Source organism: Paenibacillus sp. DCT19 (assembly GCF_003268635.1).
Taxonomy (GTDB): Bacteria; Bacillota; Bacilli; order Paenibacillales; family Paenibacillaceae; genus Paenibacillus.
Map to the genome: position 1 here is coordinate 67,541 of NZ_CP029639.1, position 12,886 is coordinate 80,426.

The 12,886-nt window shown below is 47.1% G+C and carries 13 protein-coding genes and 1 pseudogene; all 14 read left to right on the plus strand.

Annotated features, from left to right (window positions below):
- Positions 1–24 precede the first annotated feature (24 nt).
- The 14 genes and pseudogenes from nadA (at position 25) to DMB88_RS00370 (ending at position 12,770) form a co-directional block, all read left to right on the plus strand.
- The gene (gene nadA / locus DMB88_RS00305) at positions 25–963 is read left to right on the plus strand and encodes a quinolinate synthase NadA (protein WP_056697442.1); all 939 of its coding nucleotides are present in this window, start codon (positions 25–27) and stop codon (positions 961–963) included.
- Between the two features lie 35 nt (positions 964–998).
- Complete coding sequence (gene nadB, locus DMB88_RS00310; RefSeq protein WP_128099773.1) at positions 999–2,615, plus strand: L-aspartate oxidase; 1,617 nt, start codon at positions 999–1,001, stop codon at positions 2,613–2,615.
- Positions 2,612–3,478, plus strand: a complete 867-nt coding sequence (gene nadC, locus DMB88_RS00315) for a carboxylating nicotinate-nucleotide diphosphorylase (protein ID WP_128099774.1) — start codon at positions 2,612–2,614, stop codon at positions 3,476–3,478. The genes nadB and nadC overlap by 4 nt, the downstream gene beginning before the upstream one ends.
- 6 nt (positions 3,479–3,484) lie before the next feature.
- Complete coding sequence (locus DMB88_RS00320) at positions 3,485–4,255, plus strand: type III pantothenate kinase (protein ID WP_056697447.1); 771 nt, start codon at positions 3,485–3,487, stop codon at positions 4,253–4,255.
- 119 nt (positions 4,256–4,374) lie between these two features.
- Entirely contained in the window at positions 4,375–5,262 is an 888-nt protein-coding gene (hslO, locus tag DMB88_RS00325; RefSeq protein ID WP_285859245.1) for an Hsp33 family molecular chaperone HslO, read from the plus strand.
- A gap of 23 nt (positions 5,263–5,285) precedes the next feature.
- A complete protein-coding gene (locus DMB88_RS00330) occupies positions 5,286–6,236 on the plus strand; it encodes a peptidyl-prolyl cis-trans isomerase (protein WP_128099776.1) in 951 nt (316 codons plus the stop codon).
- A 340-nt stretch (positions 6,237–6,576) separates the two neighbouring features.
- Positions 6,577–7,515 carry a cysteine synthase A gene (cysK, locus tag DMB88_RS00335; RefSeq protein WP_128099777.1) on the plus strand — a complete coding sequence of 313 codons (939 nt, stop codon included), beginning with the start codon at positions 6,577–6,579 and terminating at the stop codon, positions 7,513–7,515.
- A gap of 142 nt (positions 7,516–7,657) precedes the next feature.
- Positions 7,658–9,249 (plus strand): annotated as a pseudogene (locus DMB88_RS00340) (anthranilate synthase component I family protein).
- A 67-nt stretch (positions 9,250–9,316) separates the two neighbouring features.
- Positions 9,317–9,892 carry an aminodeoxychorismate/anthranilate synthase component II gene (gene pabA, locus DMB88_RS00345; RefSeq protein WP_056697455.1) on the plus strand — a complete coding sequence of 192 codons (576 nt, stop codon included), beginning with the start codon at positions 9,317–9,319 and terminating at the stop codon, positions 9,890–9,892.
- A 1-nt stretch (position 9,893) separates the two neighbouring features.
- The gene (locus tag DMB88_RS00350) at positions 9,894–10,778 is read left to right on the plus strand and encodes an aminotransferase class IV (protein ID WP_128099778.1); all 885 of its coding nucleotides are present in this window, start codon (positions 9,894–9,896) and stop codon (positions 10,776–10,778) included.
- Positions 10,775–11,638, plus strand: a complete 864-nt coding sequence (gene folP, locus DMB88_RS00355; RefSeq protein WP_128099779.1) for a dihydropteroate synthase — start codon at positions 10,775–10,777, stop codon at positions 11,636–11,638. Before DMB88_RS00350 ends, folP begins: the two co-directional genes overlap by 4 nt.
- A 56-nt stretch (positions 11,639–11,694) precedes the next feature.
- On the plus strand, positions 11,695–12,057 hold the full coding sequence (gene folB / locus DMB88_RS00360) for a dihydroneopterin aldolase (protein ID WP_128099780.1): 363 nt from the start codon (positions 11,695–11,697) through the stop codon (positions 12,055–12,057).
- 9 nt (positions 12,058–12,066) lie between these two features.
- On the plus strand, positions 12,067–12,615 hold the full coding sequence (gene folK / locus DMB88_RS00365; protein ID WP_128099781.1) for a 2-amino-4-hydroxy-6-hydroxymethyldihydropteridine diphosphokinase: 549 nt from the start codon (positions 12,067–12,069) through the stop codon (positions 12,613–12,615).
- Positions 12,567–12,770 carry a helix-turn-helix domain-containing protein gene (locus DMB88_RS00370; RefSeq protein WP_128099782.1) on the plus strand — a complete coding sequence of 68 codons (204 nt, stop codon included), beginning with the start codon at positions 12,567–12,569 and terminating at the stop codon, positions 12,768–12,770. Before folK ends, DMB88_RS00370 begins: the two co-directional genes overlap by 49 nt.
- Positions 12,771–12,886 lie beyond the last annotated feature (116 nt).

A 12,886-nucleotide genomic window follows, 5' to 3' on the forward strand; every position in this document is an offset into this window, starting at 1 on the left:
TCCCGATAAAGGAGAGGATCACAGGTGGAAGCTCTGGCTTTAGAGCGCAAGGCTGAGATGAACCGTGAGCTGCGTGAGCGGCTGATGGAGTTGAAAAAGGAACGTAATGCTATTATTCTTGCTCATTATTACCAGCGTGATGAAGTACAGGAAGTTGCCGATTTTCGAGGAGATTCATTTCTGTTAGCTCAAAAAGCTGCAGAGACCGATGCAGATGTAATCGTATTCTGTGGAGTTCATTTTATGGGTGAAAGCGCTAAAATTTTGGCACCAAACAAAACGGTTATTATTCCGGATGAACGTGCAGGTTGCCCGATGGCTGATATGGTCAACGTTGAAGGGCTCCGTAAGTTAAAAGCACAACATCCAAATGCCAAAGTGGTTACGTATATCAATTCCTCGGCAGAGATCAAAGCAGAAACGGATATCTGTTGTACCTCAGCAAATGCAGTTAAAGTGATCCAATCTGTTGATTCCGATGAAATCATCTGGGTACCTGATAAAAATCTAGGTCATTATGTGCAGCAACATACGGACAAGAAGATGATTATCTGGGAAGGGTATTGTAATACCCACGATATGCTTACAGTTAAAGACGTTGTTGAGATGAGAGCGAAATATCCGAATGCTGAATTTGTTGTCCATCCTGAATGTCGCCCAGAAGTAGTGGAGATGGGTGATTTCGTAGGCAGCACTACAGCGATTCTTGAATACTGCAAGAAGTCTACAACGAAAGAGTTCATCGTAGGTACGGAAGATGGCACAGGGTATCAGCTTCGTCTGGATAGCCCAGACAAACAGTTTCATTTTGCCACCAAGTTTCTCGTTTGCCCTAACATGAAGGTGAATAACCTGAAGAAACTGGTGAAGTGTCTGGAAACGATGAAGCCGCAAATTTACGTACCACCAGCTGTTGCTGACAAAGCTAGAGAATCACTAGAGCGCATGTTACTGGTGAAGTAACGAGCGTTACTCTTGCTCCAAGACGGGTGAATAAAATGATACCTTCATACTTAGTTGATTTTGATCTGTCCTCACTGCCTGTAGTTGAGACGGATGTGCTAGTGATTGGTTCAGGCATTGCGGGATTGTTCACTGCCATCAAAGCCGGTGAAGAACGCCGTGTGTTGATGATCACGAAGAAATCGTTATTGGAAAGTAACACACGGTATGCCCAAGGAGGAATTGCCGCTGTCATTGCAGAGGATGATTCCCCCGCATACCATTTGCAGGATACCTTAATCGCTGGAGCAGGCTTATGCCGCTCCGCAGCGGTTGAGGCGTTGGTGAATGAAGGCCCAGACGGTGTTAAGGAATTAATCAGACTGGGGACAGCATTCGATGAGGAGAACGGCGTGCTGGCGTTGACGCAGGAAGGAGCGCATAGCCACCGCCGTATTTTGCATGCAAATGGAGATGCAACAGGGTATGAAATTGTGCGAGCGCTGGCTGTGGAAGTGAGTGAGCACCCAGGCATTGAAGTATGGGATGAACATTTTGTTATTGATTTGATCACGGATCATGGTGAATGTATAGGAGCCCTTGTCCAAAAGGCAGATGGCTCACAGGTGTTTGTAAAAGCTCAAGCAACAGTTCTATGCTCTGGCGGTGCAGGGCAGTTGTATCGATATACTACGAATCCAGAGGTCGCAACGGCTGACGGGGTAGCTATGGCTTATCGTGCCGGAGCTGTCATTCGGGACATGGAGTTCATTCAATTCCATCCGACCTCCTTATGTTACCCAGGAGCCCCGCGTTTCCTCATATCGGAGGCGGTACGGGGTGAAGGTGCTGTTTTGCGTAACGTGAAGGGCGAACGCTTCATGGAACGCTATCATGAACAGCTTGAGCTGGCTCCTCGAGATATTGTAGCTAGAGCGATTGTCAGTGAAATGGAAGCCACCAACAGTACCTTTGTCTACTTAGACATTACGCATGAATCAACAGAACTAATCAAGCATCGCTTCCCCACAATTTATGAAACCTGCATGCGGTACGGGCTTGATATGACCACAGACTGGATTCCAGTTGCACCTGCAGCCCATTACATGATGGGTGGGGTGAAGACAGATCTTAGCGGCGAGAGCAGTATTGGCAGGTTGTTCGCATGTGGTGAGGTTTCATCTACAGGGGTACACGGGGCGAATCGCCTGGCGAGCAACTCCTTGTCCGAAGCCATCGTGTTTGGGCGAAGAATAGTGGAGCGAGTTCTTTCCCTTCCTCCTCTAGCTCCAATCCGTTATGAGCATTTTGCTGGAGGTATCGGAAGAAAAGTCGTGGCAGAGCAAAGACCTGTATCTGAACGACGTCTACGACTACAGAAAATGATGGTTCGTTATGTTGGTCTGCGCCGTAACGGGGTTAATCTGCAAGGAGCTATAGAACAGCTTCAGCATGAATTGCACTATTTTGACCAGATGCTTACACAAAGGGAAGAGATGGAGTATGCCAACCTTTTGACATGTGCATGGCTAGTGACTACAGGTGCGTTACATCGGCAGGAAAGCCGAGGGGCACACTATCGGGAAGATTTCCCGCAGCGTGATGATGTAGTCTGGCAGAAGCATAGTCTGCAGCAGCGAGAACAAGCGATTGTGGAGGAATTGATGTCATGATATTGAACGGATATAATGAAGAACTCATCGAAAGAATTAAAAGCTGGCTTCGTGAGGATGTTGGTGCAGGCGATGTGACCTCTAGTGTAACGATTCCGGCAGGCCATCAATCCAAGGCGGTTATTCATGCCAAAGACAAGGGTATTATTGCAGGTATCACTGTAGCTGAACTGGTGTTTCAAGTGGTAGACCCTACGCTAGTGTTTAAACCGATGGTTCAAGATGGCGACTTGGTTACAAAGGGCACCATTTTGGCTGAGGTAGAGGGAAGCACACACCGTTTGTTAACGGGTGAACGGCTGGCTCTGAACCTGCTGCAACGGATGTCGGGTATTGCCACGCGTACACGTTCTTATGTTGATGCACTTGAAGGCCTAGCGACGAAGCTAGTAGATACACGCAAGACTACACCGGGTCATCGATTACTTGAGAAGTACGCCGTGCGTGTGGGTGGTGGATCGAATCATCGCTTTGGTTTATATGATGCGGTTATGATCAAAGATAATCATATCAAGGGTGCAGGTGGCATTACACCCGCAGTTGAGCGTGCTAGAGAAGCTATCCCGCATACCATGACCATTGAAGTGGAGACGGAAAACCTGGATCAGGTACGAGAGGCATTGCAAGCTGGAGCAGATATCATTATGCTGGATAACATGCATCCGGATCGCATGCGTGAGGCAGTTGCATTGATCCACGAGCAGTCTCCGCATGTAAAAGTTGAGGCTTCAGGTAACGTCTCTTTGAAAACCATTCGTGGCATTGCCGAGAGCGGTGTGGATGTAATCTCGGTTGGCAGGTTAACCTACTCTTTTGAGAGCCTGGATATTAGCCTTGATTTAAACGAAAAGAAAGAGGGGTGAACCTCTTTGATTCTTGTAGTAGACGTGGGCAACAGCAATATCGTTCTTGGTGTATATCAAGGCCGAACGTTGCTCCACCATTTTCGCCTGAGCACATCTCGTCAGTCCACAGTGGATGAATATGGCGTATTGATTTATAATTTATTTCATATGTCCGGTATCTCTACACGTGACATTGAAGGAGTTATCATTTCATCTGTCGTTCCACCACTGGTGAATGTGATTGAAACGATGTGTGCTAAGTATGTTGGCAAAAAGCCAATGCTTGTTGGACCTGGAATTAAGACAGGACTTAATCTGCGTTACGAGAACCCTCGTGAAGTAGGTGCAGATCGGATCGTTAATGCAGTAGCAGCCGTTCATAAATATGGAGGGCCACTTGTTGTTGTTGATTTCGGAACAGCGACGACGTTTGACTGTATTGACGAGAAGGGCAATTATCTAGGGGGGGCCATCGTACCAGGCATTCATATTGCCACAGAAGCACTGTACGAGCGGGCGTCGAAGTTACCCCGTATTGAGCTAGAGAAACCCAAGAAGGTCATAGGCCGTAATACGGTTCATGCCATGCAAGCGGGTATTATCTATGGTTATGCAGGGCAAGTAGACGGGATTGTGGAACGCATTCGCGAGGAGCTGGGAGCGAAACCAAAGGTTATCGCAACTGGTGGACTTGCTGCCTTGATTGCAGAAGAAACCCGCAGCATCGAAGAAGTTGATCCGCTGCTTACGCTTGAAGGGCTGCGTATCATTTATGAGCGGAACCGGGAAAGGTAAGAACAAAGGGCGCAGACAGCGGGCTGATTAGACAGTCTTACGTGTTGTGCCGTTTTTTTCTTCTACATTAGATGGATACACAATAATACATGGCAAAACGCCAAAGGAGGCTGAATGACTTGGAAAACAAAAAACAAGATCGATTAATTCGAGGTACAGCAATGGATGGACGGGTTAGAGCATTTGCTGTCCAAACGACAGAATTGGTTGAGGAGCTGCGCAGAAGACACGATACGTTTCCCACGGCTACAGCTGCCATGGGGCGTACCCTTACAGCTGCGGCTATCATGGGTGCTATGCTTAAGGGAGAAGAGAAGCTCACCATCCAGGTAAAGGGCGATGGCCCAATTGGCCAAATTGTAGCAGATGCTAATGCGAAAGGCGAAGTGCGTGGCTATGTCTCCAATCCACACGTGCACTTGCCTAGCAATAGTATGGGCAAGCTTGACGTTAGGGGTGCAGTAGGAACGGAAGGCTTCGTCAATGTAACGAAAGACCTTGGACTGAAAGAACCTTACCGTGGTAGTGTCCCAATTATTTCTGGTGAACTGGGTGAAGATTTCACGTACTATTTTGCTAAGTCAGAGCAAACGCCGTCTGCTGTAGGTGTAGGTGTTCTGGTTGATACGGATAACTCAGTGATCGTGGCAGGTGGATTTATTGTACAGCTCCTTCCGGGATTGTCCGATGATGAGATTACAGTTATTGAAAAGTCCATCGGTACACTGCCGCCAGTTACAACTTTGCTGGATCAAGGACTTGAGCTCGAACAATTGTTGACTCGAATCCTCCCTGATGTACAAGTACTAGATGAAATGGATATTCGATTCCGTTGTGAGTGTTCACGGGAACGCGTAGAGCAAACGCTCATTAGCTTAGGCCAATCCGAGATGGAGCAATTGATTGAAGAAGAAGGTCAAGCTGAAGTGGTATGTCAATTCTGTAATGAAGCGTATGATTTCAACAAGGAACAACTTGAGACCATTCTGGAGCAAGCCAAGAACTGATTCTAGCGGGGACGGGATACGGAATGACAAGGCAAGAAAAAGGATTGTGGACGGCTGTCATTGTCTTGACGCTTGGTATGCTTATGATGGGTTCGGTCATGGTGTTGCAGGGTCTCAGAACAGGTCGTGAAGAGGGGGAACTGCCCCATGATTCTGGTCAAGAAGAAGGTAGCGCTGTAGCCACTATTAATGGAGAGGTAATTACGGATAAGGAATGGACAGATGCTTTGAAGAAGCGCTATGGCAGTGAACTACTGCTTCAGATGCTCAACCGCAAAGCAGTATACGCCGAAGCCATTGCCCGTAATCTAACGGTATCACCTAAAGAAATTGCGAAGGAACTTCACAATGCCATGGATGGATATGATTCGGAACAATCGTATTATGACGAGATGCAGTCTCAGCTTGGTTTATCTAGGCAGGATCTTGAACTGGAGGCGGGGTATAGGCTTCTACTGGAGAAGATTGCAACGAGCAGCATTCAGATTAAGGATTCAGATATCGAGCGTTACTGGAATGAGCATCGGGAAGATTACGTTTCTCCGGAGAAGTATGATCTGTCCATGATCGTGGTGAAGGATGAAAGAGAAGCGGATTCCTTATTGGAAGCTCTGGAAAACGGGGCGGACTTCGAGCAGACCGCACGTGTCGAATCGACCGACAGCTTCTCTCGTGATTTGGGCGGAAAACTAGGCTGGATTGAGCAGAATGATCCATTTCAACCTGAAGAAGTATTGAACCTTGCAGGTCAATTGGAGATTGGTGATATTGCAGGACCTGTAGATATTCAAGAAGGGTATGCCATCATCAAATTGAACGATATTCAGGAACGTCAGGAGCAATCGGCAGAAGAGGCTCACGAAGAAATTCGGATGCAACTGGCATTAAGTCAAGCAGACCCGCTTCCCCAGGTGGAAGAAAGACTTCGAGACAAGTATGAAGCGGTGGTCGTGTCCGATATTCCGGCGTCATAATTTATGAATAGATCTTGCGAATTAACTTCATCGTGATAAAAATACTCTGTCTACAGGCCTAAGGCCCAGGGCAGAGTATTTTTTTTAAGTACTCATATTGACAATAGGGCGTAAGGTTGATAAGATGAAAATAATCAAATACCTACTCGTTTACTCGGAATAAAAAATAAAAACCAAAAAAGAAACCTACGGAATCCCCATACTGGTTAGAGAATATGGCTGACAGCATGGACGTTAACGGATTTCCGCAGTTCTTCTATAACAACCAGAGGCTGCTTCAGCCGTACATGTATAGGTAACCGCACCAAGTATTATTCATCCAACTAAGGAGGGCATTCATATGGCTAAAGTAGTAAATAACGTAACAGAACTCATCGGAGGTACTCCGCTTGTTCGTCTGAACCGTATCGTACCAGAAGGCAGTGCTGAAATATTCGTGAAGCTGGAGTATCAGAATCCAGGGTCAAGCGTTAAAGACCGTATTGCAGTTAGCATTGTAGAAGAAGCGGAAAAAGAAGGCAAGTTGAAACCAGGTGATACCATTATTGAAGCAACAAGTGGTAACACAGGAATCGGTCTCGCGATGGTGGCTGCAGCTAAAGGCTATAAGTCCGTTATTGTTATGCCTGAAACAATGAGCTTGGAGCGCCGCAACTTGCTTCGTGCTTATGGTGCTGAGCTTGTGCTTACGCCTGGAGCTGAAGGTATGAATGGTGCTGTCAAAAAAGCGGAAGAACTCCTGAAGGAGAATCCGACCTATTTCATGGCTGAGCAATTTAAAAATAAAGCGAACGTGAAGATCCACCGTGAAACGACTGGCCCTGAGATTGTTGAAGCGATTCAATCCGTGGGTGGTACGTTGGATGCTTTCGTTGCAGGGATTGGTACAGGCGGTACAATTACAGGAACAGGTGAAGTGCTGAAAGAAGCGTTCCCTTCTGTAAAAGTTATTGCTGTAGAGCCAGCGGCTTCGCCAATTTTGGCTGGCGGTAAGCCAGGACCCCACAAAATCCAAGGAATTGGAGCCAACTTCATTCCTGAAATTTTGGATCAAGAAATCTATGATGAGATCATTCACATTGAGAATGATGATGCATTCGAAACAGCTCGCCTGGTAGCCAAAGAAGAAGGTATCCTGTCTGGTATCTCTTCTGGTGCAGCAATTCGCGCAGGTTTGCAAGTCGCTAAACAATTGGGTGAAGGCAAGCGTGTAGTGGTTATTGTACCAAGTAACGGCGAACGTTATTTGAGCACACCGCTATACAATTTCGAAGCTTAATTCTGTACCGAATATACATTCAATCCTCCCTGCCCGTATGAAGGGCGAGGAGGATTTTTTGCTGAACGCTTTTAAAAGGAGCGGTGCTTTAGTATACTATCAGACAATAGAACTAGCGACAGATGGAGGGCGGTACACCGCAATGACACACGTGATGACAACATACGCCGACTGGACAGAGTGGGTCAAACAAGGCTGGACCATGCTGCCATATATGATGAAGTCGGATGATGAGCCGAATCATGGCGGTTTACCGTTAACCTGGGAAGAGGCTTGGCAGCAGGCCTCACCTTATGCGATGGTGTTAGAGAATGGAAAGGGCGGAAGATACACATTTCTTGGACTACATCCCGTTTCCGTTATCTCTGGCAAGGGCAGCGAAGCAATCGTCTATGACCTCGAAAAAGGAGATACAACCACGGAGAGCGGCAAGCCGCTTGATGTGTTGAAACGATGGTCAGCAGCCTACCGCGCTCCTAAGGTAGAAGGAGCACCAGATTTCGGGGGTGGCTGTGCTGGATATCTCAGCTATGATATAGCTCGATCTTTAGAGAAGTTGCCAACGATTGCTGAGGATAATCCAGAGCTACCGGACTACTGGTGGATGCGCTTTGAGGAAATCTGGGCGTATGATCACGAGCTGCAGGCTTTGTTCTGTATGGTTCATATGGCAATGCCGGAAGATCGAAGTGAACAAGCGTTATCTACGTTGTACGTTAAGGCCGAACAGCGTGCAGTCTTGATGCAAGAGCGTTGGTTGAACATATGGACAGCTGCACAAGGTGAGCATCAATTGCAAGTCTCAACGGAGCGGAAGCAGCGACTGCTCATGTCACAGAAGGAAGACGTATCGCATCTGGAAACGGAAGGTTGGAAGACAGCATTTCCCCAGCACCAGTTCGAACAAGCTGTGCATCAGGTGCAGGAATATATCCGGCAGGGAGATGTATTTCAGGTGAACCTGTCATTACGACAGGAAAAGCAGCTGAATACCAAGGCAGAGCATATCTATGAATGGCTACGTCTCGTAAACCCATCCCCATACATGGGGATGTTACGCAGTCCTGAGTTTCAACTGGTGAGTGGTTCTCCGGAGCTGCTCGTTAAGGTGGACAATGGCAAAGTCAGCGCGCGTCCCATAGCCGGTACTCGCAGACGTGGACGGGACGAGGGTGAGGATGAGCTGATGGCTTCCGAGTTGCTGAACAGCGACAAGGAACGGGCTGAGCATATTATGCTGGTTGACCTGGAGCGCAATGATATAGGGAGAATTGCAGCCTATGGATCGGTGCATGTTCCAGAGCTGATGACGATTGAGAAATACTCCCATGTGATGCATCTGGTGTCTCAGGTTGAGGGACGCTGGCAACGGGTTTATCTGCTTTTGATGTCATTGCGGCTACATTCCCAGGTGGGACGATTACCGGAGCGCCTAAGGTGCGTACGATGGAGATTATTGAGGAGCTGGAGCCAGTACGTCGTGGGCCATACACAGGTTCGATCGGATGGATGGATTACAGTGGCAATATGGAATTGAACATTGTTATTCGTACACTGGCGATCAAAGACAACGTAGGATACGTACAGGCAGGAGCAGGCATTGTTATTGATTCAGATCCATATCGTGAATATAAGGAATGCCGTAATAAGGCTAGAGCGATGATGAGAGCTGTGCAGTATAGCGAGGAATCCTTACAGGTAGAGAAGTCGCTAGAAATAACGGAATCGGTCTAATTGGTTTTAAACTAAAAAATTGAAGCAACCGTCACCGCGTTGACGGATGAATAGGAGGAGCAGGCATATGATACTGGTTATCGATAATTACGATTCCTTCACGTACAACCTGGTTCAATATCTTGGTGAACTAGGTGAGACTGTAGAAGTACGTCGCAACGATGAAATTGATCTGGCAGGTATTGAGGCCTTGGCACCTGATCATATTCTGATCTCTCCAGGCCCGTGCACTCCAACTGAAGCAGGGATCAGCTTGGCTGTTATTGATCACTTCAAGGGTAGCATTCCGATCTTTGGCGTATGTCTGGGACATCAATCCATTGGACAGGCCTTCGGCGGTAATGTGATTCGAGCAGATCGAATGATGCATGGTAAGACATCCGAGATGCATCATAACGGTACATCCGTCTTTGCTGGATTACCGTCACCTTTTACAGCTACACGTTACCATTCCTTGATTGTTGAGCGCAGCAGCTTACCAGACTGCTTAGAGATCACAGCAGAAACTGCTGAAGGTGAGATTATGGGATTGCGCCATAAAGAGTATGCGATAGAAGGCGTTCAGTTCCATCCAGAATCGATTATTACAGATCACGGTCATCAGATGTTACGTAACTTCTTGTCCGGGCGGGTGACCGTATAACATGAACTATGCCGCGATCAACGGAGACGTAATCCATATGGCGGCAGCCGTGATTCCGGTAACGGATCACGGCTTTTTATATGGACTTGGTTTGTTTGAGACATTTCGGACGTATCGTGGCGTGCCGTTTCTGCTGGAGCAGCATTTAGAGCGAATGGCTGCTGGATGTCACGAACTAGGTATTCCTTTTACGGTAACGCCGGCAGAGGTAACAGATTGGATTCAGCGTTTGTTACAAGCAAATGAGTTAGAGGATGCTTATGTGCGTTATACCATCTCAGCGGGTGAAGCTCCTCTTGGATTACCATCAGGAGATTATATTCAGCCCAATCATATCTTGATGGCCAAAGAGTTACCTCCCCTATCTCCCTCTCTCTATGAGCAGGGCAAGATGCTTCAATGTTTGACGACACCTCGCAATACGCCTGAAGGGAATGTTCGCTTCAAGTCGTTACATTATATGAACAGCATTCTTGCCAAACGGGAGTTGAATGGATATGGTGCACCAACTCAGGGCGCAGAAGGGCTGCAATTAACACGTAGCGGCTATGTGGCTGAGGGGATCGTAAGCAACGTATTTTGGATGATGCAGGGTGTGCTGTGCACACCAGCAATTGAGACGGGTATTTTACCAGGTATCACTCGTGCTGTTGTGTTGCAGTTAGCATTACAGCAAGGTATTCCTTGTAAGGAAGGATTATTTCGCTGGGATGAGCTGCTGCAAGCAGACGAGGTTTTCCTGACAGGGTCAGTAACGGAGCTTGTGCCTGTCACGGCTTTGCGTGATCAACATGGAACGGAAACCATCATTAGCAATGGACAAATAGGCTCAGTTACAGCCTTACTTCTGGGTATGTATCGAGAGAAAGCGGGGTATACTTCATGACACTTACGCCAGTTATATATGAACGAACTTATTCATTTGGCCCAGCTGAATTGAAACTTGGAGAACGGACATTAATTATGGGCATCTTGAACGTCACGCCTGATTCATTCTCCGACGGTGGGCGTTACAATCATGTTGATCTCGCTGTGGCTCATGCCATACAGATGATAGAGGACGGCGCCGATCTGATCGATATCGGTGGGGAATCTACGAGACCAGGATCACAGGTTGTGAGCTCCGAGGAGGAATTAAACCGGATTATTCCGGTAATTGAAGCGTTGCATCAGCAAGCTCCGCATATTCCGATATCCGTGGATACCTACAAGGCGGATGTAGCTCGACAGGCTATCCTGGCAGGAGCACATATCATCAATGATGTGTGGGGAGCAAAAGCCGACCCGGCTATGGCACAAACAGCAGCGGAACTTGGTTGCCCTCTGATGTTGATGCACAATCGACAGGAACGAGACTACTCCAATTATTTGCAAGATGTTGTGCAGGATATCGAGGAAAGTGTGCAGATTGCCCTGAAAGCAGGTGTACATCAGGATCAGATTATCATTGATCCGGGAATCGGCTTTGTAAAGGATCTGAAGGAGAATCTCACCTTGATGTCTTCATTAGCTATGCTGAACGAGCTAGGTTATCCTGTTCTACTAGCAACTTCACGTAAGAGGTTCATCCAGAACACCTTGGGGGTTAAGTCCGATGATGCAGTAGAGGGCACAGCTGCAACTGTAGCTTTTGGCATTGCACAAGGCTGTCAGATGGTACGTGTCCATGATGTAAAATCAATTCGTCGGACGGTAGATATGTGTGATGCCATGTTATATGCATCTCCAGGTTTGCGAAGAAAATAAGCCAGCTATATAGCAAGGGATTGTGTTTTTATTATACAAGGATAGGCGGTTATATAATGGATAGAATGGTGCTGCACCGGATGGAGTATTACGGATATCACGGGGTATTTGAGGAAGAGCGGAAGCTTGGACAGCGTTATTATATTGATCTGGAGATCGATATGGATTTGGGCGAGGCTGGACGTAATGATGACTTAACCAAAACAATCAATTATGCAGAGATTCATGAATTAGTGAAGCATGATGTCGAAAATACATCATTCCAGTTAATTGAAGCTTTAGGTGAGCATATTGCATCTTCTTTACTAGACACTTATACTATTATCAATGCATTGACAGTCAAAGTGACGAAGCCACATCCACCATTTGATATTCATTTTGGGGGCGTAACGGTAGAGCTTCGCCGCACAAGAAAGTGAGAACCGATCATGATTGCACATTCGACCTCTGATTCTTCAGAGGCTTATATTGCTTTAGGGGCCAATTTGGGCGACCGCGAGCAGACGTTGCTTGAAGCGTTAACGCTCTTGGATGCACATCCGCATATATCTGTTCTGCGCTGTTCTGCGCTCTATGAGACGGATCCTGTAGGGTATGTGAACCAGCCTGCGTTTCTTAATATGGCTATAGCTGTAACGACACAATTAACACCGGAGCAATTGCTCACGGAATTATTAGATGTTGAGAACCGGCTTGGACGTGTTCGTGATATTCGTTGGGGTCCTCGTACCGTTGATCTGGATCTACTCTGGTTCGCTGGAGAGACACGGGAGACCGAAGTACTTGAACTGCCTCACCCACGCATGGGTGAACGGGCATTTGTGTTAGTTCCTTTATCAGACGTTGTCATGAAGAATGAGCCCTCAGGCTTGTTTGACTTTGTACATGCATCGTTGTCTGTTCTCGATGGAAAGGATGGAATACAGCTTTGGAAAACGTGCAATTGGCCAATCGAATCCGGGCATTCCGGAAGCTGAAAGGTTTGACACAACAAGAGCTTGCCTCGAAGACACGCATCTCACTGGCGACGCTTGGAACCATTGAACGTGGTAATCGCAAAGTATCCGAACAGGAGCTGAATCGGATTGCAGAGATGCTGGGGATCAGTGTATCGGAGATAAGAGGCGATTAAGTCATCACTACTTGTGCCTTTGAGGGCATAACCATATAGGACTATGAATTATCGTTGATTTTATAGAGCACTTTTGATTCGTATAGATCAATTATGATCAAACGCCATGTGTACGA

Excerpts from the sequence above, each read along its gene's own strand:
- nadB (WP_128099773.1), top strand. The coding sequence starts at position 999 with ATGATACCTTCATACTTAGTTGATTTTGATCTGTCCTCACTGCCTGTA.
- nadC (WP_128099774.1), top strand. The coding sequence starts at position 2,612 with ATGATATTGAACGGATATAATGAAGAACTCATCGAAAGAATTAAAAGC.
- DMB88_RS00330 (WP_128099776.1), top strand. The coding sequence starts at position 5,286 with ATGACAAGGCAAGAAAAAGGATTGTGGACGGCTGTCATTGTCTTGACG.
- cysK (WP_128099777.1), top strand. The coding sequence starts at position 6,577 with ATGGCTAAAGTAGTAAATAACGTAACAGAACTCATCGGAGGTACTCCG.
- pabA (WP_056697455.1), top strand. The coding sequence starts at position 9,317 with ATGATACTGGTTATCGATAATTACGATTCCTTCACGTACAACCTGGTT.
- DMB88_RS00350 (WP_128099778.1), top strand. The coding sequence starts at position 9,894 with ATGAACTATGCCGCGATCAACGGAGACGTAATCCATATGGCGGCAGCC.
- folP (WP_128099779.1), top strand. The coding sequence starts at position 10,775 with ATGACACTTACGCCAGTTATATATGAACGAACTTATTCATTTGGCCCA.
- folB (WP_128099780.1), top strand. The coding sequence starts at position 11,695 with ATGGATAGAATGGTGCTGCACCGGATGGAGTATTACGGATATCACGGG.
- folK (WP_128099781.1), top strand. The coding sequence starts at position 12,067 with ATGATTGCACATTCGACCTCTGATTCTTCAGAGGCTTATATTGCTTTA.